The sequence below is a fragment of the Actinoallomurus acanthiterrae genome, assembly GCF_054775715.1.
In genome coordinates this window covers 5,114,621-5,138,075 of record NZ_BAAHCO010000001.1, presented here as the reverse complement: position 1 = coordinate 5,138,075, position 23,455 = coordinate 5,114,621, and the positions used below count along the sequence as shown (strand labels likewise).

Below are 23,455 nucleotides of genomic sequence, written 5' to 3'. Positions count from 1 at the left end.
GAAGCAGCGCTGGAAACGTCCACGCGTCGGGCCCCCGGTCTCGCGGGCCCCCGCCACCCTTCGGATCGAAACGGTCGATGGCTCATCTGCCACGCTAGTGCCGCGTCAACCAACGTTGCTCGTCGAATCGACGGTGTTGGTTGATCCTCGCCCAGGGCGAGCGACTCCCCACGGGGGTGGGGCGGGCCGCGGCCGGCCAATGGACCCGTTGACGGTGCCGTGATGGGGGCGTCGTCTTGGATCACGCCGGGCCGGTCCGGTACCGGGGAGGTGCCGTCCGGCTCGACGGTGCGTGATCACCACCGGAAACTCGTTCTTGGTGGTGATGGTGCCGCCCGGGTTGCGTCGGGCGATGTTGGCGCCGCCGACCAGGTCGCGGTGCCCACGGAAACCACAATGCACGCAGGTGAAGCGGCGGCCGGTGGGTTTGGGGACCCGCCAGTCGCAGGCAGGGCAGGTCGAGGACGTGCCGCGCTCATCCACCAGCACGACGCGGATCCCGGCCTGTTCGGCCTTGTCCTTCAAACAGCGAAGCAGGTAGCCGACCCGCCAATCATTGACGCGTCTGTTGTGCCGCCGCCCGGCCTTGAGGTCCAGCACACCACGCGGGTCACCGACCACCAGCGTCCCGACCCGGCGCTGCACCGCCCAGCCGACCACGGCCTTGGCCGCCTCATGCTGCGCCTGCCTCACCCGACGCTTGTGCCGGGCCTCCAGCTTCCGCTGTCGGGCCCGGAACTTCCGCCACCGCCGTGAACCCACCTGCCCCGGCTTCGGGGCCCGCGAAGCCATCGTCCGGCGGCGATATTTGCCGTCTTTGAGATGCAGATGGGACTCGGCGCGGATCGCCCGCCCCGACACCACCAAACCCTCTCCATCCGGTCCGGCCACCGCGAACGGATGAATCACCCCCGGATCCACCCCCGCCACCCGGTCGGGATCCGGCTCGCACCCGGGCTCGTAGGTGGCGACGGGGACTTCGGCGGTCACCTCGACGAACAACCGGCGGCCCTCATTAAGCAGGGTGACCGACCGGACCTGCTCGATCGGGTACGGAACCTCCCGGTCCAGCCGCACCCACAACGGCAGACACCCGCGACTGACGGGAAGCCGTAACCGCCGGCCCTCCAGGCTGAACGTGCCGTGGTAGTACCGCACTGGCATCAGGCGGCGTTTGCGGCGCGGGAACCGGGCCGAGGCATCCCCGTCCTTGCGGTGTTTGACAGTGGCGAACCAGGCATCGCTGTAGCGGCGCAGCACCGACCGCGCCCCTCTAGTGTCCAGCTCACCGAACGTGCCCGGACCCGCCGCCGACAACTCCCGGCACAACGCTTGATACGACACCACAAGGGGCAGGCCGCGCTGGCGCCGCCACCGGTTCACATCCAGCACACACGCCCACACGTCTCCAGCCGAGGCCAGCAGCCCGAAACACCGCTCCCGCTGCGCAGGCGTGAGGCGCAGGCCGACCCGGGCGGTGCGCATCACCACCCGAGCAGCATCCGGATCACTACGTCGAGGCACGAGACGATTACAGCAGGTGCCTACGACAGAACAGAAACGGTCGGCGGCTCCGAACTTCATACCGCGCGAATCGATGATCGCAAACGCTCATTTCACGAACAACGATTCTGGACACGGCGCTAGCCGCTCGACGAAGGTGCCCGGTCCGCGGCCTCGGCCGTACGGGCTGTCGGGTCAAGGGCCTGTCTCGACGTCCCCGTCCGTAGCGGGCGGGGCTTCGAGACAGGCCCTAAGCTTGTTCTTTAACCTGCACCCTCGGTCGGCTCGTTGAGCCGGCCGGGGGTTTTGGTGTTCGGCGGACAGCAGAGCGGCCTTGGGTTGATCATGTGCGCTGTCGAGACGCTGATGATCAAGCCAAGGCCGTGAGGATGAGTCTGCTGGATGACGCTGCTCGCGTCGAGTCCTTGCCCGTGTTGTCCCGATTCCGGGGCGATTTCTATAACTGCCTGACCGCCCGAGCGGACGCGCTGTTCGAGCTCACCGATGCGCTGCTGTGCGCCGATGGAGCGGTCAGGTCGCTGGTCGACCTGACGCTGACGCCAGAGCATCGCCGTGGACACGGCGCGTTGTATGACGGGTTGAACTCCGGCCGCGTGGACGTGGCCAGGCTGCGGTGGGCGCTATCGGCGCTGCCACTGCCGCGAGCCGCCGATGGCCGGATCGTGCTGGCGGTGGATGTGTCCCCGTGGCTGCGGCCGGACGCGGCGACCAGCGCGGACCGGCTGTTCTGCCACGTCTATGGGCGGGCCAAGACCCAGTCGCAGTTCGTTCCGGGCTGGCCGTACTCGTTCGTGGCCGCGTTGGAGACTGGCCGCACCTCCTGGACGGCGGTGCTGGATGTGGTCCGGCTCGGCCCGGTTGATGACGCCACCGCCGTCACCGCCGCCCAGCTCCGCCAGGTCATCGAACGGCTCCTGGACGCCGGCCAATGGAAGGCGGGAGATCCAGACATCGTGATCGTGGCCGATGCCGGATACGACGTCACCCGGCTGGCTTTCCTGCTGGCCGACCTGCCCGTGGAGTTGCTGGGCCGGATTCGTTCGGATCGAGTGCTGCGGCTGCCCGCGCCGCCCCGCGACCCTCACTTCATCGGCCGTCCGCCCAAGCACGGCGGGGAGTTCGCGCTCGGCGACACCGCCACCTGGCCCGCCCCGCACCACACCACGACCACCCAGACCACCCGGTACGGCACCGCGACCGCGATGTCATGGGACCGGCTCCACCCACGTTTGACCCACCGCGCCGCCTGGCTGAAGCATGGCGGCCCGCTGCCCATCGTCGAAGGAACGCTAATCCGCCTGCAGGTCGAGCACCTGCCCGGCGACCGGGACCCCAAGCCGGTCTGGCTATGGTCCTCAGCCACCAGCACGAGCTCTGCTCACCTGGACCGGCTCTGGCAGGCGTTCCTGCGCAGATTCGACCTGGAGCACACCTTCCGCCTGTTCAAACAGACCCTCGGCTGGACCACCCCGAAGATCCGCACGCCCGAGGCCGCCGACCGGTGGACCTGGCTCGTCATCACCGCCCACACCCAACTCCGGCTCGCTCGACACCTCACCGAAGACCTCCGGCGCCCCTGGGAACGACCCGCCGCACCAGGCCGGCTCACCCCGGCCCGCGTCCGGCGAGGCTTCCGGAACATCCGCGCGACCATCGGCTGTCCGGCCAGCGCACCGAAACCCTCAAAACCCGGCCCGGGCAGGCCACCAGGCTCAAAGAACCACCGCCCAGCACCCGTCCACGACGTCGGCAAAACGATCAAACGCGAGAAAACCCTCACCGCCCGCTTCGGCCAGGCAGGTTAAAGAACAAGCTAAGCGCCCAGTTCGGGGAGGTTCTCGGCCAGTGGCACGAACTCCGCCACCGACAGCAGCCCGTCGTGATCGGTGTCGTACTCGGCGAACAGCGCCTTGACGATCCCCGACAGATCGTTCACCTCGGCCGCCGGGAACATCCCCGCGATCGCGGCGGTCACCTCGTCGACGGTGAGCCGCCCATCCCCATCGGTGTCATATCGAGCGAACACCGCCTCGTACTGATCGGACATGATTCCCTTCCACCAGAGCCACTGTGGCCCCGATCGTAACCACCGCCACAGTGTTCACGCACCTGAGACGATCGGTTCACTCGTCGATTACCAGCGACGACGATCGTGCTCCCGGGTATCGATCGAGAAGGAGTCCTGATGGCCGAGTCCCGAAACGAGTCACACGACCAGGTCGCGAGGCGGCAGGTGCTGCGCGGGCTGGGCGGGCTGGCCATCGCCGCGCCGGTCCTGGGCCGGCCCGGCAGCGCCGCAGCGCTGGTCACCACCCCGGACCAGGCCGGAGCGCCGGCGCCGGAGCAGTTGCACCTGCAGTTCGGCGCGGACGCCGCGCATGAGATGGCGGTGTCCTGGGCCGCGCCGCAGCGGGTCCGCCGGCCGGTCGTCCGGCTCGGCAGGCCGGGCCATGGGCTCGGCTCGGAGATCGAGGCCGAGGAGCGGGTCTACACGGAGGCCCTCACTGGGGAGACCGTCTTCACCTACCACGCCGTCCTGCCCCGGCTCGCCGCCGACACCCGCTACGAGTACCACGTGGCGCACCGCGGCGGGGCGCCGCTCGACGGGTCGTTCCGCACGGCGCCCCGCGGCCGGTCCAAGGGCTTCCGGTTCACCAGCTTCGGTGACCAGGCCATTCCGGCCAAGGTCGGCAAGGGGCTCGGGCCGGCCACGCCGAACGCCGGCTACATCGTCGACGCTGTGGAGCGGCTCGACCCGCTGTTCCACCTGCTCAACGGCGACCTGTGCTACGCGAACGTCAGTGACGCGCCCGTACAGACGTGGCAGTCCTTCTTCAACAACAACCAGCGTTCGGCGCGCAACCGCCCGTGGATGCCCGCCGCAGGCAACCATGAGAACGAGGTCGGCAACGGCCCGGATGGCTACCTGTCGTACCAGACCCGCTTCACGCTGCCGGGCAACGGATCACGGGAGTTCGCCGGCAACTGGTACGCCTTCACGGTCGGCCCGATCCGGGTGATCTCCATCAACAATGACGACGTGTGCCTGCAGGACGGCGCGTTCAGCGCGTACCGGCGCGACAACGTCCCCGGTTACAAGGCGAAGGGGTACGACCCCTACATCCGTGGATACAGCCACGGGGCGCAGAAGGCCTGGCTGGAGCGGACGCTCCGCGCGGCGAGCAAGGATCCGGCCATCGACTGGATCATCGTCTGCATGCACCAGGTGGCGATGTCCTCCGCGCACTTCAACGGCGCCGATCTCGGCATTCGCCGGGAGTTCCTCCCGCTCTTCGACAAGTACGGCGTCGACCTCGTCGTGGCCGGACACGAGCATCATTTCGAGCGGACCTTCCCGGTCAAGGGAGTGCTGCCGGGCAGTTCGGTGCTCACGCCGGCGCCGCAGGCCACCGATGCCTCCGTCATCGACACCACCAAGGGCGCCGTGCACATGATCATCGGGGGCGGCGGGCACTCTTCCGCGACGCCGTGGTCGGCGTTCGACTCACCGCACGACGGTGTAGTGATCTACGACGTGGGCCCCGGCGACCCGACGACCCAGCGCGCTTCCAAGACCACCACCGAGCCCGCGCCCTGGTCGGCGTACCGGGACCTGCAGCGCCCGTACGGCTTCGCCGCGTTCGACTTCGAGCCGCACGCCCCGGGCGGGAACACCGAGATCACCGTCACCCACTACGGTGCCGACCTCGGCTCCGCCGACTACCAGGAGCTGGACCGGTTCGTGCTCCGCAAGCCGCACGGCGGGCACCGGGCGTGATCGCCTGATCGAGCGACGCACCGGGCGCGGGCGTATACCCCGTCCGGTGCCGCTCCAGATCGACACACGCCGCAGCGTGGGACTAAACGACGTCAGTGTGCTCGCTGATACTCTTCGACGATCGTCGACGGGATCCGGCCGCGTTCACTGACCTCGATTCCGCTGGCCTTCGCCCACGCGCGAATGTCCGCGCTGCGCCGGCGGCGGCAACGGCACGACTTCCCTGCTGCCGGACGCCACCGGACCGCCGTGCACGCTGCACGAACGGCGACAGACGGTCACGCAGTATTCGCGCGTTTTCTGCACTGAGGTCGATTTCATACGTGACCCCGTCGATGGCGAACGAGACGGTCTCTTCGGCTTCGTCGCCATCCAGATCGTCGATAAGGCGTTTAATGACTTGCTGCGCCATTTTGCTCCCTCCCTGGTTTCGGGGGAACAATAGTAACGTAAGCAGTTCGGCCCATCATGAAACTCTCATGAAAGGTCCTTCATGGCCTGCGGAGCCACTTCTCCGCTCCCGGCCATGAATGAAGCCTGTCATTCGTCCTGGTCACATTCGGGCCGCCGCCGGGGCACTCGCCTCCCGCGAACGCGTCGTCTCGGGCGGCGGTCCCGGTTTCACCGTCCGGGCGCGGTCAGGACCTGGACCTCGGCGAGCGCGAGCTGGCCGGTCCCGGCGAGTTGGACCCGGACGTATCGACCGCCGCGCCCGACGGGAATCGTGGTCGGCCGCCCGGCCTGTGCGGTCTCGTGGTGGGACCATACCCCCGGCTGAGCGAGAGTGTCGCTCAGCGAGGTGGATGAGAAAGGCACGTCGGAGACGAAGACGTAGTAGTCCGCGAGCCCGGCGGCGCAGCAGTCCGCCCGGTTGTAGACCGCGATCCGCTCGATCGGGTAGGAGGCTCCCGCGTCGACCTGCCACCACGGCTGCGCCTCCGTCTTCGTGCCCGCGTAGTTGTTCAGATCGTCGTCCACCGCATAGCTCGCGGGATAATTGGGGGACACCGTCGAGGACTGCGCGACCTGCTTGCCGAGCGCCACATTCGGCGGAGGCACTGTACCGGATGCCGTTCCGGCCCGCGTGGTGACGGTCACCGCGGTCGGGGGCGTACCGGACGGCGCCGTGGCCACGAGGAAGGCCGGCGAGAGCACGCGCACGCCGCCGGCGGGCCTTCCGGCGAAGCTCACCCGCGTACCGGCCGTGAACCCGTCCCCTGCCACGAAGACCGTGCGGCCCGCGGCCTGGGCGTAGCGGACCAGCGGCGGCCGGCCGGTCACGAGGTCACGGAAGCCCGCCCGCAGACCGGCGGCGCCCACGGTCTCCGCCGGCAGGTCGGTCGCCATCGGCCGCAGGGGCAGCGTCGCGTTGTCCGTGTAGGTGACGTCGGTGCCACCGGGCGGGTTGCAGTGGTACTGGCCGATGGGCTGCGCCGAGTAGTTCCCTGTCACGTCGAAGTGCCCGGTGGTCTGGCAGCCGCCCTGGGACAGCTTGCCGTTCCACTCGACGTTGCCGTCCCAGTGGATCCACTCCGCTCCGGCGTCGTCGTACCACGTGAAGTTGACGTTGCCCTGGTCGTAGGCGACGTTGCCTTGGGCGTGCAAACCGTGCGCGATGCTCGCGGCGCGGTCGACCGTGCCGTCGGCGGCGCGGATCGTCTGACCCTGGTGTCCTTCGACGTAGATGGCGCCGCCGTCGCTGAGCACCTGCATGAAGCCGTGGATGAGGTTGCCGCTGATCGTGTTGTCGCTGTTGACGTTCGTCGTGTTGTCCGGATGATCGACGTTGTCCACGTGCCCCTGGATGACGCCCGCGCTGATCCCGGTATACGGCACGTCCCGGATGTCGTTGTGCGTCACCGACGTGTGCCGGCCGAAGAACAGCGTGATGGCCGCGGCGCTCGGGTAGTCGGTGCCGACGTGCTCGATCAGGTTGTCGTCGATGGTGTTGTACTCGTTGATCTCCCGGTCGTCCGCGCCCACGTCGGACGGGTGCGGGTCGGCGGTGTCACCGAGGATCACGCCGTTGCCCGCTATCCCGCTGAACACGTTGCCCTGGACCGTGTTGTGCCGGCTTCCGTACTCGAACACCAGGCCTGCCGCGCCCAGGCCGGTGAAGCTGTTTCCCGCGAAGGTCACGTCCTGCGCGGCATGCCACTGGACGCCGCCCGGCTCCCGGGTCAGCGAGCCGAACGGGCAACTCCCCGGCGGGTTCCCGAAGGTGCAGGTGCCCTGCGGGTGGGCGGGGTCATCGCCGGTGAGCCGTAGGTTGTCCTGCACGTCGGCGAACCCGGCGGCCGAACTCGGCTCGTTCCACGTGGCGTACGCGAACCGCAGACCGGTGAACGTGATGTCGTGGACCGGCCGGTCGAGCGTGCCAGTGCCGGTGACCAGCGAGGTCAGCCGGGGCGCCTCGACGTCCAGACGGGCCATGTCCTGGCCCGGCAGCGGGACGTAGTCCAGCACGTGCCGCTCCGCGTCGAGATACCACTGTCCGGGGTGCAGGAACGGGTAGGCGTTCTCCATCCGGGTCGGCGCGGTACCCGGTTTCATGTTGGGCAGGCTTCCGGAGGCCTGGGTGAACACGGGGCGGGCGGTGATGTTCCGCCAGCAGGGCTGCTGCATCCGCACGGTGGCGCCGTCGGCCGAGGCGACGCGGCAGCGCGACTGGGTCCAGTCCCCGTTGCCCGCGGTGTAGACGAATTCGACCCGGGCCATGGCGGCGGCGCCGATCTGACCCTGCAATCCGGCGGCCCAGTCCGGTGAGGTGGTGTAGCCGCCGTCGGCGGCGGCGAACGTGACCCCCTGCTCAGCGGGGGTGGTCTGCGCGATCGGCGCCTCGCGGCCGTCGACGTAGATCTGACGTGTCTCGAGATCGGTGGGCACCGGAGCGGACCAGACGCGCTTCGCCGGGTCGGTCAGGCGCCAGCCTCGCACCTGGGTCGCTCCGCTCAGCACCGGGTGGGCGCCGGGCGCGGCGGCCCAGATCGCCCGGTGCCCGTTGCGGCCCGAGTCGTCCGGCCCGAACCGGAGCGGCGCGGTGAGCCGGTACGTGCCGTCGGCCAGCAGCACGACGACGTCCCCGCCCGTGCCCTTGGCGGTGCCGAGGACCTGCCGCTCGCGTTCCTGCGCGCCGGGCACGGAGCAGGGCCGTGCCCGGGTGCACGCCTGTCCGGATCCGCCCGGAGCCGCGTACAGCAGCGTCCGGGCCGGCGCGGCCTCCGCGGACGAGGTGGCGACCACACCCAGTGCGCCTGTCAGCAGAGTGAGGGCGAGGCCGGAGGCCAAGCGTGCGGGTACGGACATCGGATCTCCCACGGTGCGGCCTGCGTCAATCGGTCGGTTCTGGAGTGAGCGCCTGCCCTGTCGGCGCCGTTGGGCGGCACAGTGCAGCAGTTGTCAAGACGATGTCGTCGCGGCGACGGGTGGCGGAGGCCCGGCGTCTCAGCGCATGGTTCGACCTCCATACCGCCCGATACATCCGATGTTTGTAGCCGGAGACTAGGAGGAGACGGAAGCCGAGGTCAAGACCCCGACGCGCGATCTCGGCGTTCACCCGGACCGCTCGCGGCCACGCCGGGCGATGGGGCGCTCCGCCACTTTGGCGAGCAAATTGCGCTGTAAATCAATTTATAGACGGATTATCCGCTTTATTTACCAACCGTAACCTTTACCCTACTAAAAGTTGATGTCTGCTGCTCGCGGGTAGGACGACGGGCGCACAAACGATGGGACCAACGAAAGGAGGGGAACATTCATGGACCGCATTACGAAGCCAACGGCGTATGAGCCCCCGCGGGTGACCGAACTCGGCGTGTTCGGTGTCGTGACACGCGGCGGCTACGCGAGCGGCATGGACGACTACGGCGGCCGCAGTTGATGGATGCCGCTGTCACCTGGTTCGTGGTGCTGCCCGACAGCGCTGCGGGCGCCGGCGTGAGGCGGCTGCTGGGAGGCGGGACGGTTCTGGACTACGCGTCCGGTCGGCCGTGCCTCGTGACCGCCTCGCCCGGCGGGGTGGACCACACCGTGGTCCGCGCCCAGGCCGGCCGGGTCCGGCTGGCGGTGATCGGCGACACGCCGGTCACCGCCACGTGGCTGGAGAACGTGGCGGCGCGGATCTTCTGCCTCGAAGACGCCGACGTCGTCGCCGCGCGCCTGCCCGGAAGCTTCCATCTGGTCGCCGTCGTGGGCGACCGGGTGCGGGTGCAGGGCACCGCCTCGGGCGTGCGGCGGGTCTTCTTCACCCGCCTGGGCGGCGCGGTGGTGGCCGGCGACCGGGCGAGCGTGCTCGCCGCGCTGACGGGAGCGCGTGTCGACGTGGAGGCGCTGGCCGTCCGGCTCCTGGGCCTGGTCCCCGCTCCCCTGGCCATGCCGCTGTGGGAAGGGGTGGGCGCGGTCCCGCCGGGCAGTGCCGCCCACCTCGACCCGGACGGGCTCCGGCTGAGGGCCTGGTGGGTTCCGCCCGAGCCGGAGGTGCCGCTCGGCCGGGGAGCACCGGCGTTCGCCGCGGCTCTGGAAGAGGCCGTGAACGCGCGGGTCGCCCCGGGCGGGGTGGTGGCCTGTGACCTGTCCGGTGGGCTGGACTCGACCCCGCTGAGCTTTCTGGCCGACGCCGCCGTACGCCGCCGTGACGGCCGGCTGGTCACCTTCGCCAGAGGGGTCGGCGACCCCGCCCATGACGACGCCGCATGGGCCCGGCGCGCGCTGCGGCATCTGCGCGGCGAGCACGTGAGAACCCGGCCGGGTGAGCCGGCCCGCTGGTTCGCGGAGGTGGCGACTCCGGTGCGCGGCCTGGACGAGCCGATGTTCCCGCTGCACCCCCTGGCGTGCAAGATCGGCACGGCCGCCCTCCTGGCCGCACACGGTGCCCGCGTCCACCTGACCGGTCACGGCGGAGATGAGCTCACCGTCGTTCCGCACTGCCATCTGCACGATCTCGCCCATGCCAGGCCGGCCGCGCTGTGGCCGCGCCTGCGCGCCGGCCGCGCCCGGGAGCGCTGGCCGCTCCGGTCGTGTCTCCGCGCGCTGGCCGACCGCCGCACCTACGCGGAGTGGCTGGCCGACCAGATCCAGCTGCTGACCGCGCCGGAGCCGCCGACACACCACCCGGACTTCGGCTGGGAGATGCCGCTGCGGCTGCCCGCCTGGGCCGGTCCGGCCGCGGTCGACGCGGTCACGCGACGGCTACGTGGCACCGATGCCCACCCTTACGCGGCCGAGCGCGCCCAGCACCAGACCATCTCCAACGTGCGCAGGACCGCGCCGACCTACGCCGCGTTGCGGGACCTCACCTGCCGGGTCGGCGCCGCCACGCACGTCCCCTTCCTGGACGACCACGTCATGAGCGCGGCCCTGGCCGTCAGGTTGGACCACCGCGGGGTCCCCGGCGTCTACAAAGCCCTCACCGTGGCCGCCATGCGCCCATATATGCCGCCCGAATGCCTGACGCGCACCACCAAGGCCGACTTCTCCGCCGATTTCTACGAGGGCCTGCGCGCGCACCGCGACCAGGTGCTCGCCCTGGCCGACGGGTCACTTCTGGCCGAGTACGGCCTGGCCGACCCCGAGGCCCTCCGCGACGTCTGTACCCGGACCCCGGCCGAGACCGGGCGGCCGGCACTCCCCCTCATCACCTTCGTCGCCGTCGAGAACTGGCTGCGCGCCCAGTCCGCCGGTGCCGAGAACACGGGCACCGGCCCGGCCGTCGGCCGGCGGAAAGGAGGACCGGTCCATGAAGATGCGCCTACCTGACCACGTCACGCTCACCCCTGCCGGCCCCGAGCCGGGCGATGGCGGCGGGCGGAACGGGGCGGTGCTGCTCGACGAACGCACCGGCCGCTACTACCACCTCAATCCCACCGCCCACCTGATCGTCGCCGGGCTGCTGGAGGGGTCGGACCCGGCCGAGGTCGCCGAACGCCTGGCGGCCGCCTACCCCGACGCCGCCGCCCGCGCGGACACCGACACCAGCGAGCTGATCGCCCACCTGACCCGCGCCGGGCTGCTGGAGCGGCGATGAGCGTCTCCTACGTCCACGAAAGGCGGCCTCGGCTGTCCTGGCGGCACCGCCCCGCCGCGCTGCTCGCGGTCGCCGCCGCCCAGGTGATCGCCCGCCGGCCTCCCGCCCGCATCCGCGCCGTCCTCGCCGTGGCCCGGCGCGGCGCCCGTCCGGCCACCGCCGCCCAGGCCAAGGCCGCCCGTGACGCCGTCATCGCGGTGAGCCTGTCCTGCGCCGGCGAGGGCTGCCTGCCCCGCTCCATCGCCACCGCCCTGCTGTGCCGTCTGCGCGGCACCTGGCCCACCTGGCGCACCGGCGTACGCCTCCACCCCTTCTTCGCGCACGCCTGGGTCGAGGCCGACGGCCATCCGATCGACGAGCCCTACCCGCCGGGCTACCACACCCCCACCATCACCGTTCCGCCGACGACCTCCGCACCTTCATGACACCGGTGCGGGAGGCGATCGTCACCCGGGGGCTGACCAAGGTCTACGGCGACCTGACCGCGGTGGACGGCGTGGACCTGACCGTACGGACCGGGGAGATGTTCGCCTTCCTCGGCCCCAACGGAGCGGGCAAGTCGACCACGATCGCGATGCTGACCACCATGGCCCGCCCGACCGCCGGGTGCGCCCTTGTCGCGGGCGCGGACGTCCTCACTCACCCCGCGGCCGTGCGCCGCCGGATCGGGGTGGTCTTCCAGGAGCCCACGGTCGACGACGACCTGACCGCCGAGGAGAACCTGAGCGTCCACGCCACCCTGTACGGGATGCCACGCGTGACCGCGCGGGCCCGCATCACCGAGATGCTGGACCTGGTCGGGCTGGCCGCCCACCGCCGGACCCGCCCGGCCACCTTCTCCGGCGGGATGACACGCCGCCTGGAGATCGCCCGCGGCCTGCTGCACCGGCCCCGCGTCCTGTTCCTCGACGAGCCCACCCTCGGCCTCGACCCGCATGCGCGGACCCGCGTGTGGGACCACCTGCGCCGCCTACGCCGGCAGGAACCGATCACGATCTTCCTGACGACGCACTACCTGGAAGAGGCCGAACACTGCGACCGGATGGCGATCATCGATCACGGCCGCATCGTCGTCTGTGACACGCCCACCGCCCTCAAGGCGGCCCTCAGCACCGACCACGTCCACCTGCGGACCAGCGACGACACGCTCGCCCAAGCCGCGCTGGCGCGCGAGCTGGGCCTGGCCGCCGCCCTGCGAGCCGACGGGCTGCACCTGCGCCTGCGGGGCGCCGACACCGCCGTCCCCCGGCTCTGCGCCGCCCTGAGCGTCCCCATCGCCTCCATCGAGGTCATCCACCCCAGCCTCGACGACGTCTTCCTGCACTACACCGGCCACGCCGTCACCAGGGCGGACCGCTGATGCCCGGATACCCGCGCATCGCACCCAGAGCGACCGGCGACCACGCCGTCGACGACGCCGGCTGGTCGCCGGTCACCGAACTACGCGCCGCCCTCGCCCTGTGGCGGCGCGAGACGACCCGATACGTCCGCAACCGCGTCCACCTGACGCTCACCCTGCTGCAGCCGGTGCTGTATCTCCTCATCATCGGTACCGGGCTGAGCAGCCTCGTCCGCCACACCGGCCGCGGCGACTACCGAACGTTCCTGTTCCCCGGCGTCCTGCTCCTGGCCGTCCAGATCGCCGCCGTCGGCTCCGCCGGCTCCATCGTCCGCGACCGCGAGGGCGGCTTCCTGCGCGAGATGCTCGTCGCCCCCGTCCACCGCACCACCCTGCTGCTCGGCAAGTGCCTGGGCGCCGCGACCATCGCCATCGGCCAGGGCACCGCCGTCCTCGTCCTAGCGCCCGTCGCCGGAGTCCCCTACGACCCTCTCCTGCTCGCCACACTGATCTTCGAAATGGCCGTGCTGTCCCTGGTCCTGACGGCGCTCACCGCGCTGCTCGCCGTCACCATCACCGACAGGGACACCTTCTACGCCACGGCCGGCGCCATCGTGCTCCCGATGACCTTCCTGTCCGGCATGTTGTTCCCGACCACCCGGGTGCCCGGCTGGCTCCTCACCCTGATGATCATCAACCCGCTCCTCTACATGACCGACGTGCTGCGCCGCACCATCCAGGCGTACCTGCCCGCCAACGCGGCCATGCCGTCCACCCTCCCCTGGCATCCCCCGATCGTCGCCGAGCTGGCGGTCATCGCCGTCGTCGGCCTCATCGCCCTGACGCAGGCCGCCCGCCGTTTCTCCCGTACCGCGTAAAAGCCGAGCGCAGCGGCAGGACAGCCCTATTCGACCAATATCTGGGTACAAGCCCGGCGTCCCATTCGCCATCCGCCGACGTGTGGCCGACCCGATTCCCATCGGTGCCGATCGCGGTCGGCGTAGTCGTTGGAGTAACGATGAGAATCACCACGGCCGTGGTCATCCTGTGGCTCATCATCGGTGCCATCGCCGCCGGGCAACGTCACTACTACAGCAGCGGGCCGAAGAACTGCTCCCAGGCGGGCACGCTCCTCGTCACGATCATCGCCGGCCCCCTCAACTACACGGGAGTCAACCCCAAGATCTCGTGCAAGACCCCCGAGCCCAGCAAGTGACATCTCCCCGCCGAATCCCATGACGGAACCGGCCGGGCACGCCTCCGTCGCGTGCCCGGCCGGCGGGTCGCCTGGCCCGTGACCGCCGTCAGACGGAGCGACCCTGCTCAGAGCGGCGTACGCGGAGAGCGTCGACCGCGATGGCGATGAGGATCATCGCGCCGCCGATCATCTGGATGTAGTACGCCGACACGTTGACGAGCTGCAGTCCCACCTGGATGACGCTGATCAGCAACGCGCCGCCCAGCATCCCCGAGACGCGCGCCCGGCCGCCGGTGAGCGAGACGCCGCCGATGACCGGGGCCGCCACCGCGTACAGCAGAAGGCTGTTGCCGACCGTGACGTTGACCCCGCCGAGATACGTCGAGGACAGGAAGCCGGCGACGCCGCCGAGCGCTCCGGCGGCGAGGAAGGCGCTGAGCCGGATCCGGCGGACCGCGATCCCCGCGACGATCGACGCCTTGAGGCTGCCGCCGGTGGCGTACAGGTTGCGGCCCCACTGTGTGCTCCGCAGCACGACGGCGACCGCGGCGAAGGCCAGGAGCAGGGCGATCGGCATGAGCGGCCAGCCGCCGACCGTGGCGCTGCCGAGGTAGGTGTAGGTCGCGTCGTTGATGACGAGGGTCCGCGCCTTCGTCAGCCCGAGCACCGCACCCTGCAGGAACAGGCCCATCGCGAGCGTGGTGATCAGCGAGTTCATCCGCAGCAGGGCGACGAAGACGCCGTTGACGAGGCCGATGACCGCGCCGGTCGCGATGACGCACAGGATCGCCAGGATCCCCGGGATGTGCAGGTGCTGGATGAGCAGCGCGCCGATCATGCCGCTGAACGCCAAGTTGCCCGTGACCGACAGGTCGATCTCGCCGATCAGCAGCGCGAAGGACACGGCCAGGACGAGCAGGCCGAGCGGCGTCGCCTGGATCAGGACGTTCTGGAGGTTGGCGGTGGTCAGGAAGAACGCGTTGAACAGCCCGGTCACCAGGCTGAAGACGATGATCAACGCCCAGACGATGTTGTCGAGGCCGAACTTGAGAGGGTCGAAATCGGCGCGCCGCCGCACGCTCACCGCTTCCTTGGCGTCCACGGTCTGGGTCATCGGTCACTCTCCAACATGCTGTGCGGTCGCGACGGCGGACAGGGTCAGGTCGTCGCCGACGAGCTCTCCGGTGATCGATCCGCCGGAGAAAAGAACGGCGCGGTCCACGAGGCGCGCCGTCTCGTCTGGGTCGTACGCCCGTACGAGCACGGCGACACCGTCCTCGGTCGCCTGGTCGACGAGGCGGTGGATCTCCTCCTTGGCGGCGACGTCGACGCCCACGGTCGGCTCGTCCAGCACGAGCACCTTGGGCTCACGCGTCAGCAGGCGGCCGATGAGCACCTTCTGCTGGTTGCCGCCGCTGAGCTGGCGGATCTCCTGCCGCGGCCCCGCCATCCGCACCGACATCGCCTGCCGGATCCGGTCGGACCGCACGGCCATGCGGCCGGTGTCCAGGAACCGGTACCGGCCGCGTGGCCAGTGGCCGAGGTGGATGTTGTCGGCGATGGACATCTGGGCCGCCACCCCCTCGCCGATCCGGTCGTCGGTGAGGTAGGCGATCCCCGCGTCGAGGCAGGATCGCGGCCGGCTCAGGTCGACGGCGCGCCCGCCCATCCGTACCTCGCCGCCCGTGGCCGGCGTCAGCCCGGCCAGCACCCGCAGCAGCTCCTGCGCTCCCGACCCCGGCAGGCCCACCAGGCCGACGATCTCTCCGGCGCGGACGGTGAGGTCGATCGGCCCGCAGGCGCCGTACCGCAGGCCCCGGATGCTGAGCAGGTCGTCGGCGCCCTGACGGCGACGGCGGTGGAACTCGGTGACGTCCTCGCCGCTGACCAGTGTGGAGAGCCGCGCGGCGGTGAGGTTCTCCATCGTGCCGTCCGCGACCACCCTGCCGTCCCGCAGGACGGTGTACTCGGTGCAGAGCTGGCGCACCTCGTCGTTGTGATGGGAGATGTAGACGAACGTGCGGCCCTGGTCGGCGAGACTCCGCACCCACCGCATGAGGTCACGGCGCTCGCCGATCGTCAGCCCCGTGGTCGGCTCGTCGAGGATGACCAGCTGCCCGTTGCCGATCAGCGCCTTCACGATGCTGAGCCGGCGTCGCTCGCTGAGCGACAGGTCACCGGCGAGGCGACGGGGCGGGATGCGCAGATCGTGTTCGTCGAGGATCTCGTCCGCGCTCGCGACGGCGGTACGCCAGTCGATCAGCCCTCGTCGCCGCGGCAGCGCTCCGAGCAGGAGGTTCTCCGTCACGGTGAGGTCGGCGAGCACCTCGGAGTGCTGGTCGAGCAGGCGGATCCCGTGCTTCTGCCGCGCCGCGGCGGACTCGTGCGTGACGTCCCGGCCGTCGAACGTCAGCGTGCCGTGGTCGGGCCGGACCACCCCGGCGGTGATGCCCGCCAGGGTGGACTTGCCCGCGCCGTTCTTGCCCAGCAGGCCGTGGATCGCCCCCCGGTTGATGGTCACGGTGACGTCGTCGAGCGCGCGCGAGGCGCCGTAGACCTTGGTGACGCCGTCCGCGACCAGCAGCGGAGTGATCGTCACGACTGGGTCTCCTTGAGCTTCCACTGGTCGGTGACGATGTTGGCCCAGTGGCGGGGGTCCTGGGAGTTCTCCTTCGTGACGTAGTAGGGCGGGATCGTCATGAGCGGGCCGGACTTGCTCTTGGCGACCGTCGCCTTCTCCCAGAAGTAGTTCTTGTTCTCGTACGGCCCCACCGGCACGTCCTTGCCCTTGACCGCGTACTTCTCCAGCATCTCCATGCAGATCTGCACGTACGCGATCGGATCCTGGGAGATGTCGGCGTCGAGCTGGCCGCTCCGGATCCACTCGTGGGCGTTCGGCGAGCCGTCGATGCTGGTCAGGATGATGTGCTTGGCATGGCCGACGGGGAACAGCCGGCCCTGCGACTGCATCGCCTTCTGCGCGTCCGGCAGGAAGATGTCGGTGGGCACGTGGATCGCGTCGAGGGCCGGATACTCGCGAAGGGTCGTGTTCACGACCGAGAGCGCCTGCGCGTGGTCGTTGTTCTGCGGACGAGAGACGATCTTGATCTCGGGGTACTTGGCCCTGAGCGTCGACTCGAACCCTTCCTTGCGGTCGCGGAGGGCGACGGCCGTCAGGCTGCCGTAGGCGTTGAGCACGGTGCCCTTCGGGGAGCCGTTCTTCGCCTTAAGCAGTTCGGCGGTCTTCTCCGCGGCCATGACGCCGGACTGGCGGTTGTCGAACGTCACGGAGATGTCGACGTCGCCGCCCGTCAGCGGCGTGTCCACCATGCCGATGGGGATCTTCTTGGTGTTCGCCGTCCTGGTGAGGGGGACGAGGACCTCCGAGTCCAGGGCGTCCGAGATGAGGTATCGGGGCTTTTGCAGGAAGAGGCTGTTCCAGTCGTTGACCTGGGCCGAGGAGTCGCCGTTGGCGTTCTTGCCGACGAAGGTGAGGCCGTGCTTGTTCGACTCGCGCTTCACCGTCTCCTGGAGCACCACGAAGAAGAAGAACGAGAGGTACCCGGTCTCCCAGGCGACCGTCTTGCTCGAGGCGGATCCACCCGCCGTCGAGCAGGCGCCGAGCATCGGTGCCGCCGCGAGACCGGTGAGGCCGAGCGCTCCGGTCCGGAGAAGTCGCCGGCGGGAGACGTCGGAGGAGATGGGGGGCATGGCGGGACCTCCTGCACAGGATCACAGGTTTTGATGTTCACTACTCACCACTGGCCTAGATAATTAACACACAAACCCCAACGTTGAGAAGATCTCGTAACAGGATCGCGTCCATCGGGAGAATGACGGCACCCGCTTCAGGCCCTACCGCAACTGACGAAAGTGCATTTAGAGCGGGAAATCCTTGATCATCTACGGGATGCCGTCGCGTATGGGCGGCAGCGCAAGAACGATGAGGACGACCTTGATGAGTTAACAGCAGCGCTGTTAACTTCTAGCCCACACTTGCGCCACGGACGGGAGACGCGTGATGGCACTTGCCCCCGACGTCAGACGGCTCATCGATCGGCTCGGCGGGGGGACGCCTATCCCGGAGCTCGGCCCCGGGGCATCGACCGCGCCCGGCTGGCCGTCGCGGGAGACAGCGCCGGCGGGAACCTCGCCGCGGCCGTGACGCTACGCGCGCGCGACGCCGCGATCCCGCTCCACGCCCAGCTGCTCGTCTATCCGGTCACGGATCCGACCATGAGCACGGAGTCGTACACGACGTTCGCCGACGACCACTACCTCACCGCCGACGCGATGCGCTGGTTCATCGAGGCGTACCTGCCCGATCCGGCCACCAGGACGCTGCCGTTCGCCGCGCCGCTGCACGCGCCGGACCTCACCGGTCTCCCCCCGGCCGTCGTGGTGACGGCCGAGTACGACCCGCTGCGCGACGAGGGCGTCGCCTACGCCGACCGCCTGCGGACGGCCGGTGTGCCGACGACGGAGATCAGCGTGCCCGCGACCGTCCACGGCTTTCTCGAGTTCGTGCACGCGATACCGGCCGCCCTCCGGGCACGGGACGACGTCCTCCGTGACTTCGCGGCCCTGATCCGAGCGGACCGGGCATGAGCGCCGTCACTCGAAGAAGGCCGGATCTCCCGCGCCTCTGCGGACGATCTCGGGCTCGTCCTGGGAGAAGTCGATCACCGTCGTCGGCACGGCACCGCACTCGCCGGAGTCGATGACGGCGTCCACCGCGTGGTCGAGTCTCTCCTTGATGTCCCAGCCCTGCGTCATCGGTTCGGCCTCGTCGGGCAGGAGCAGGGTGCTCGACAGCAGCGGCTCGCCGAGTTCGGCCAGCAGGGCCTGGGTGACGGCGTGATCGGGGATCCGGACGCCGACGGTCTTCTTCTTGGGGTGCAGCAGCCGCCGCGGCACCTCCCTCGTCGCCGGCAGGATGAAGGTGTAGCTGCCGGGGGTCGCCGCCTTGATCGAGCGGAACAGCGCGTTGCTGACCTGAACGAACTGGCCGAGCTGCGCGAAGTCCTTACAGACCAGGGTGAAGTGGTGGCCGCTGTCGAGGCGGCGGATCTCTCTGATCCGGTCGATGCCCTCCTTGTTGCCCAGACGGCACCCGAGCGCGAAGCACGAATCGGTCGGGTACACGATCAGCCCGTCCGCGCGAAGGATGTCGACCACCTGGCGGAGCACCCGAGGTTGCGGGTTGTCCGGATGCACGTCGAAGTACCTGGCCATTTGCGAAGCTTAGGGGGCGAAGCCGCAGGTCGACCACCCGAAACCCGCCACTTCCCAAGGTCACAGCCAGGAACCGAGCGCGGGCGCCTCGGCGGAGCGCCCGGTCAGCCACGCGGCCAGGTCCGCGGCCGACCCGCGAGACGCGTGCCTGGCCACGGCGTCGGCGGCCAGGGCGGCGGCCAGACCGTCGGGCAGGTCGGCGAAGCCCACGCCATCGTCCAGGTCGACGGCGTGCACCGCGACCTCCCGCGCCCGCATCCAGGGGATCTCGCTCGCGGGGACCGTACGCCCCTGGGCGGTGATCACCGTGCGGCGCCAGGCCGCCTCCGGCAGGGCGTCCATGTCCGCCGCCAGGGCCCGGGCGGACCGGTGGACGAGCACGCGCAGCTCGCCGGCCGGCAGCGCCGCCATGGCGCCGATCTCGGCGTCGCGCTGCGCGGGACCGGCGTACATCCGGTTCTCCGCCCCGGTCGCGGCCCAGTCGAGCAGGCGGCGCAGCGCCTCGGCGTTGCCGTGGACGTGGGCGACGACGTGCCGCCGCGTCCACCCGGGCAGCCCGGTCGGCGCGGACAGCTCGTCGTCGGTCAGCCGGTCGACGACGCCGAGGAACAGCTCGGTGCCCAGGTCCATCCAGGCCCGGGAGCTCACGGCGTCCTCGCCGTGTTCTCCAGGCGTCCGATGCCCTCGATCTCGGTGACCACGGTGGTGCCGTCGGACAGGTAACGGGGCGGCTTGCGGGCGTGGCCGACACCGCCGGGCGTGCCGGTGGCGATGACGTCCCCGGGCCGCAGCGTGAGGATCGTGGAGGCGTAGCGGACCAGGTCGACCGGGTCGAACACCAGGTCGCCGGTGTCGGCCTTCTGCATGATCTCGCCGTCGACGCGGCAGGTGATCGACAGACGGGGCCGTACGCCGCCGGGCAGCTCGTCGGGGGTGACGAGCACCGGCCCGAGCGGTGTGGTGCCCTCGAACGTCTTGCCCTGCAGCCATTCCTTCGTACGGAACTGCCAGTCCCGCATGGTGACGTCGTTCATCACGGTGAATCCGGCGATGGCCCGCTCCGCCTCCTCGGCGGACGCTCGCCGTACCGTCGCGCCGATCACCACCGCCAGCTCGGCCTCCCAGTCCACCGCGGACGACTCGGGCGCGAGCTGGATGTCGTCGCGGGCGCCGATCAGCGCCTCGGCGAACTTGGCGAACAGCGTGGGGTGTTCGGGCAGGTCGCGGCCCATCTCCAGGATGTGCGTACGGTAGTTGAGCCCCACGCACAGCACTTTCCCGGGCCGCGGCACGACGGGTGCCAGTTCGGCGTCGGCGTACACCGTGCCCCCCGCAGTGGGCCGGTCCGTACGGGCGAGCAGATCGCCGACGTCGGAACAGCCCAGGTCGACGTAGCCGTCGGCGGTGAGGCGGGCGGCGCGGGTGCCGTCGCCGGTGCGGATGGTCGCGAGTTTCACTGCGTGGTCTCCTGAAGGTGCAGACGCTCGAAGATCGGGGTGTCACTGAAGCGGAACAGGTCCAGGCCGCCCTCCGTGGCCAGCGTCAGCGGCTGCCACGACGGCACCGCGAACAGGTCGCCGCGCTCGACGGTCCAGGTCTCGTCGCCGACGGTGACCTGGCCGGTGCCGTCGAACACCTGGTAGACCGACGAGCCCACCTCCTGGGAGGCGGCGGTCTCGGTGCCGGGTGCCAGCCGGTGGAACTCGGCGCGCAGCGTCGGCATGACGTCGCCGCCGGTGGTGGGATTGGTGTAGCGCACGGCGGCGTGGCCCGGCTCCACGGTGACCCGATCGCCTTCCGCCTCCAGCGCCAGTTGCTCGGCCAGCGCCCGGTCGGTGTGCTCCCACCGGTAGGCGAGCAGCGGCGTCGCCGGGGTGGGCCGGAGGTGGGTCAGGGGCCGCAGCCCCGGATGCCCCCACAGCCGCTCCGAGCGCGACCGGTCCGGTGCCTCGCGGGTCTCGACCTCGTCGGGCCCGAACTCGAAGAACGTGGCGTCGACGAGGTGCTGGAAGGGGATGTCGAGCCCGTCGATCCACGCCATGGGCCGGTCGGTGACGTTGTGGTGGCCGTGCCAGTGCCAGCCCGCCTGCGGCAGGAAGTCGCCCCGGCGCATCGCCACCGGGTCGCCGTCGACGACCGTCCACACCCCTTCTCCCTCGACGACGAACCGGAACGCGTTCTGGGTGTGGCGGTGCACAGGGGCGTCCTCACCCGGGTTGAGGTACTGGATCGCCGCCCACAGCGTCGGCGTGGCGAACGGCCGACCGTCCAGGCCCGGGTTGGCCAGGGCGATCGCCCGCCGCTCGCCGCCGCGTCCCACCGGCACGAGCCGCCCGGCCTGCTCGGCCATGGGCAGCAGCCTGCTCCAGCGCCACAGGTGCGGAACCGCCTTCGACCGCGGCGACAACGGCATGAGGTCGCCGATCTCGGTCCACAGGGGGATGAGCAGCTCGGATTCGAACCCGCGGTACAGCTCTTCCAGATCGGGGGTACGGGTGGGCTGGTCGTCGGCGTCGGTCGCGACGATCGTCACCGGCGATCCATCGACTGGCATGACGGACAACTCCTTCACAGTGGGGAACGAAGACCCGCGAGTTCGTCGGCGACGGCGTGCAGGCGGTCGCGGGGCAGCAGGCCGATGGCGAACGCGGCGATCTGCAGCAGGGTCAGGTGACCGGCGATGCCGACGAGCGGGCCGTCGACCAGGTCCGGCACCTGACGGCGCAGGGCCGCGGCCGAGTCCTCGTCGGCGAGCAGTCGGCCCAGCGGGATCTCGAGGCCGTCGGGACAGGCGAACTCCTCCGCGCGGGCCGGGCCCTGCCGGCTTGCCCGCACTTGCTCCCACTGGGCGCGCACCAGGAGATGGTCCGGGGTGACCGGGCCGCTCTCCGGCAGACCGAGGCGCTCGTACTGCTCGGGCGGCGCGTCGCTCGCCCGCAGTTGCTCCACGAGCAGGCCGGCCATGCGGAGTTCGAGCTCGTCGTCGGCGAGCGGGTGCTCCTGGTCCGGGTCCTCGGCCAGGTCGAACAGCAGGGTGCCGAAGGCGTACGGGTTGGCCATGGCGTGCCCCGCGGTCCTGAGCACCGGCACGCCCTTGGTGAACGGCAGTGGTCCGGCCAGCTCGGCGCCGCGAAGCTCCTCCGGGCGGAAGCGGCCTCGCATGTGGGTGGGCATCAGGGTGTGCTCGACGAGCGGCCGGTTGTCCGGTGCGGCGCACGATCGCATGTAGACGTACCGGCCGTCGGTGACGCTGACGTGGCCGCCGAACGCGCCGAACAGCCCCACCTCGCGTACCGGCGTGTCCGCCGCGACCGTTTCGCGCAGCGGTACGCCCTGCATGTCCGGTGGCGGATTCAAGCCGAAGAACTCCAGCAGCGTCGGCGCGAGGTCGATCGTCTGCACCAGGGATTCGCGTCGTTCGTCCCGGACGCCGCTGCGGGGGTCCCAGATGAACAGGGGCGTATGGATGGTCTCGTCGAACCACGGGGCGACGTTCTTGCCCCACCAGCCGTGCTCGCCGAGCAGGAACCCGTGGTCGGTGCACACGATCAGCAGCGTGTCGTCCCAGAGCCCGAGCTCGTCCATGGTGTCCAGCACGCGGCCGAGCGAGTGGTCGCACATGGACAGCAGCGCGGTGTACTCGTAGCGCAGGTGCTGCACCTGTTCGGGCGTCTCCAGCACCTGCTGGTAGTCGGGCCAGTCGAACAGCGGGCCGTCGTAGTCGTGCGGGTAGTGCTTCTTGTGCCGTTCGTAGCTGAAGAACGGCTCGTGCGGGTCGAAGGTCTCGATCTGCAGGAACCAGTCGTCGTCGCCGTGGTTGGTGCGGATGAACTCCAGCCCCGCGTCGAAGGTGCGGGTCTGCGGATGGTCGACCTCGTCGGCGAGGTACTGGCGGTTGATCCAGTCCTGCCGGACGTAGGGGAGCATCCGGCGCTTGAGCATCGGGGGCAGCTCGGGGTCGGCGACGTGGCCCTTCCAGCGATCGCCTTCCTGACCGCGGAAGAACTCATAGGTGCTGAACCGGTTGTGATAGGTGCCGCCGCCGTCCTCCCAGTAGTGCTGGTGATCGGTGACCAGGTGGGTGTAGACCCCGTTGTCGCCGAGGATCTCGGGCGCGGAGTCGTCGAACGGCTCCAGCGGCCCCCAGCTGCGGTGCAGGAAGTTGTACCGGCCGGTGTGCAGCTCGCGGCGGGCGGGCATGCACGGCATGCTGCCGGCGTAGCAGTTGTCGAACGTCGCCGTCCGCTCGGCCAGGCGGCTGAAGTTCGGCGCGTGCACCCAGTCGGCGCCGTAGGGCGGGAGCATCTGGCGGTTCAGGCTGTCGAACATCACCATGATCGCCTTCATGGGTCTCGCCCT

General features: G+C 70.1%; 21 protein-coding genes and 1 pseudogene. 10 read left to right on the top strand and 12 right to left on the bottom strand.

Translation table 11 applies throughout. The annotated features are described in order from the left end of the window. Window positions 1-105: 105 nt before the first annotated feature. On the bottom strand, window positions 106-1,485 hold the full coding sequence (locus ACYVF7_RS24485) for an RNA-guided endonuclease InsQ/TnpB family protein (protein WP_460358084.1): 1,380 nt from the start codon (window positions 1,483-1,485) through the stop codon (window positions 106-108). A gap of 407 nt (window positions 1,486-1,892) precedes the next feature. Here ACYVF7_RS24485 and ACYVF7_RS24480 point away from each other — a divergent pair, with 407 nt between their 5' ends. Beyond that, window positions 1,893-3,329, top strand: coding sequence for an NF041680 family putative transposase (locus ACYVF7_RS24480; RefSeq protein WP_460339899.1), 1,437 nt, complete (start codon window positions 1,893-1,895; stop codon window positions 3,327-3,329). Window positions 3,330-3,337: 8 nt separating this feature from the next. On the opposite strand, the gene ACYVF7_RS24475 is transcribed toward ACYVF7_RS24480, so the two are convergent. Then, on the bottom strand, window positions 3,338-3,571 hold the full coding sequence (locus tag ACYVF7_RS24475) for an EF-hand domain-containing protein (RefSeq protein WP_460344985.1): 234 nt from the start codon (window positions 3,569-3,571) through the stop codon (window positions 3,338-3,340). 138 nt (window positions 3,572-3,709) lie between these two features. Here ACYVF7_RS24475 and ACYVF7_RS24470 point away from each other — a divergent pair, with 138 nt between their 5' ends. Beyond that, window positions 3,710-5,302 (top strand): purple acid phosphatase family protein, encoded by a 1,593-nt coding sequence (locus ACYVF7_RS24470; protein WP_460344982.1) that lies wholly within the window; start codon window positions 3,710-3,712, stop codon window positions 5,300-5,302. Window positions 5,303-5,394: 92 nt separating this feature from the next. Here the strand turns inward: ACYVF7_RS24470 and ACYVF7_RS24465 are convergent. Further along, window positions 5,395-5,714 (bottom strand): annotated as a pseudogene (locus tag ACYVF7_RS24465) (histone-like nucleoid-structuring protein Lsr2). A gap of 209 nt (window positions 5,715-5,923) precedes the next feature. Next, entirely contained in the window at window positions 5,924-8,608 is a 2,685-nt protein-coding gene (locus ACYVF7_RS24460) for a galactose-binding domain-containing protein (RefSeq protein WP_460344979.1), read from the bottom strand. A gap of 451 nt (window positions 8,609-9,059) precedes the next feature. Between ACYVF7_RS24460 and ACYVF7_RS24455 the strand changes: the two genes are divergently transcribed. The 7 genes from ACYVF7_RS24455 (at window position 9,060) to ACYVF7_RS24425 (ending at window position 13,879) form a co-directional block, all read left to right on the top strand. Continuing rightward, window positions 9,060-9,182, top strand: coding sequence for a lasso RiPP family leader peptide-containing protein (locus tag ACYVF7_RS24455; RefSeq protein ID WP_460344976.1), 123 nt, complete (start codon window positions 9,060-9,062; stop codon window positions 9,180-9,182). After that, on the top strand, window positions 9,182-11,056 hold the full coding sequence (locus ACYVF7_RS24450) for an asparagine synthase-related protein (RefSeq protein ID WP_460344973.1): 1,875 nt from the start codon (window positions 9,182-9,184) through the stop codon (window positions 11,054-11,056). Before ACYVF7_RS24455 ends, ACYVF7_RS24450 begins: the two co-directional genes overlap by 1 nt. After that, window positions 11,037-11,324 (top strand): lasso peptide biosynthesis PqqD family chaperone, encoded by a 288-nt coding sequence (locus tag ACYVF7_RS24445; RefSeq protein ID WP_460344970.1) that lies wholly within the window; start codon window positions 11,037-11,039, stop codon window positions 11,322-11,324. Before ACYVF7_RS24450 ends, ACYVF7_RS24445 begins: the two co-directional genes overlap by 20 nt. Further along, the gene (locus ACYVF7_RS24440; RefSeq protein ID WP_460344967.1) at window positions 11,321-11,749 is read left to right on the top strand and encodes a lasso peptide biosynthesis B2 protein; all 429 of its coding nucleotides are present in this window, start codon (window positions 11,321-11,323) and stop codon (window positions 11,747-11,749) included. The genes ACYVF7_RS24445 and ACYVF7_RS24440 overlap by 4 nt, the downstream gene beginning before the upstream one ends. Further along, window positions 11,746-12,684 carry an ATP-binding cassette domain-containing protein gene (locus ACYVF7_RS24435; RefSeq protein WP_460344964.1) on the top strand — a complete coding sequence of 313 codons (939 nt, stop codon included), beginning with the start codon at window positions 11,746-11,748 and terminating at the stop codon, window positions 12,682-12,684. The genes ACYVF7_RS24440 and ACYVF7_RS24435 overlap by 4 nt, the downstream gene beginning before the upstream one ends. Then, entirely contained in the window at window positions 12,684-13,541 is an 858-nt protein-coding gene (locus ACYVF7_RS24430; protein WP_460344961.1) for an ABC transporter permease, read from the top strand. The genes ACYVF7_RS24435 and ACYVF7_RS24430 overlap by 1 nt, the downstream gene beginning before the upstream one ends. Window positions 13,542-13,681: 140 nt before the next feature. Beyond that, entirely contained in the window at window positions 13,682-13,879 is a 198-nt protein-coding gene (locus ACYVF7_RS24425) for a hypothetical protein (RefSeq protein WP_460344958.1), read from the top strand. Window positions 13,880-13,967: 88 nt separating this feature from the next. Here the strand turns inward: ACYVF7_RS24425 and ACYVF7_RS24420 are convergent, their stop codons facing one another. The 3 genes from ACYVF7_RS24420 to ACYVF7_RS24410 are packed head-to-tail and all read right to left on the bottom strand — an operon-like array spanning window position 13,968 to window position 17,572. After that, the gene (locus tag ACYVF7_RS24420) at window positions 13,968-14,975 is read right to left on the bottom strand and encodes an ABC transporter permease (protein WP_460344955.1); all 1,008 of its coding nucleotides are present in this window, start codon (window positions 14,973-14,975) and stop codon (window positions 13,968-13,970) included. Between the two features lie 3 nt (window positions 14,976-14,978). Next, window positions 14,979-16,460, bottom strand: a complete 1,482-nt coding sequence (locus ACYVF7_RS24415; RefSeq protein WP_460344952.1) for a sugar ABC transporter ATP-binding protein — start codon at window positions 16,458-16,460, stop codon at window positions 14,979-14,981. Next, complete coding sequence (locus ACYVF7_RS24410) at window positions 16,457-17,572, bottom strand: sugar ABC transporter substrate-binding protein (protein WP_460344949.1); 1,116 nt, start codon at window positions 17,570-17,572, stop codon at window positions 16,457-16,459. Before ACYVF7_RS24410 ends, ACYVF7_RS24415 begins: the two co-directional genes overlap by 4 nt. A 162-nt stretch (window positions 17,573-17,734) precedes the next feature. On the opposite strand from ACYVF7_RS24410, the gene ACYVF7_RS24405 reads away from it, so the two are divergent. Beyond that, the gene (locus ACYVF7_RS24405) at window positions 17,735-18,469 is read left to right on the top strand and encodes an alpha/beta hydrolase (protein ID WP_460344946.1); all 735 of its coding nucleotides are present in this window, start codon (window positions 17,735-17,737) and stop codon (window positions 18,467-18,469) included. A gap of 6 nt (window positions 18,470-18,475) precedes the next feature. Here the strand turns inward: ACYVF7_RS24405 and ACYVF7_RS24400 are convergent, their stop codons facing one another. Genes ACYVF7_RS24400 through ACYVF7_RS24380 form a run of 5 tightly spaced genes read right to left on the bottom strand, consistent with a single transcriptional unit; the run spans window position 18,476 to window position 23,443 of the window. Then, window positions 18,476-19,096: an L-threonylcarbamoyladenylate synthase gene (locus tag ACYVF7_RS24400; RefSeq protein ID WP_460344943.1), complete on the bottom strand. Its 621-nt coding sequence runs from the start codon at window positions 19,094-19,096 to the stop codon at window positions 18,476-18,478. Between the two features lie 60 nt (window positions 19,097-19,156). After that, entirely contained in the window at window positions 19,157-19,744 is a 588-nt protein-coding gene (locus ACYVF7_RS24395; protein ID WP_460344940.1) for a maleylpyruvate isomerase N-terminal domain-containing protein, read from the bottom strand. After that, the gene (locus ACYVF7_RS24390; RefSeq protein WP_460344937.1) at window positions 19,741-20,553 is read right to left on the bottom strand and encodes a fumarylacetoacetate hydrolase family protein; all 813 of its coding nucleotides are present in this window, start codon (window positions 20,551-20,553) and stop codon (window positions 19,741-19,743) included. The genes ACYVF7_RS24395 and ACYVF7_RS24390 overlap by 4 nt, the downstream gene beginning before the upstream one ends. After that, window positions 20,550-21,650, bottom strand: coding sequence for a cupin domain-containing protein (locus tag ACYVF7_RS24385; protein WP_460344934.1), 1,101 nt, complete (start codon window positions 21,648-21,650; stop codon window positions 20,550-20,552). The genes ACYVF7_RS24390 and ACYVF7_RS24385 overlap by 4 nt, the downstream gene beginning before the upstream one ends. Before the next feature lie 14 nt (window positions 21,651-21,664). Beyond that, a complete protein-coding gene (locus tag ACYVF7_RS24380) occupies window positions 21,665-23,443 on the bottom strand; it encodes a sulfatase (protein WP_460344931.1) in 1,779 nt (592 codons plus the stop codon). Between the last annotated feature and the right edge of the window lie 12 nt (window positions 23,444-23,455).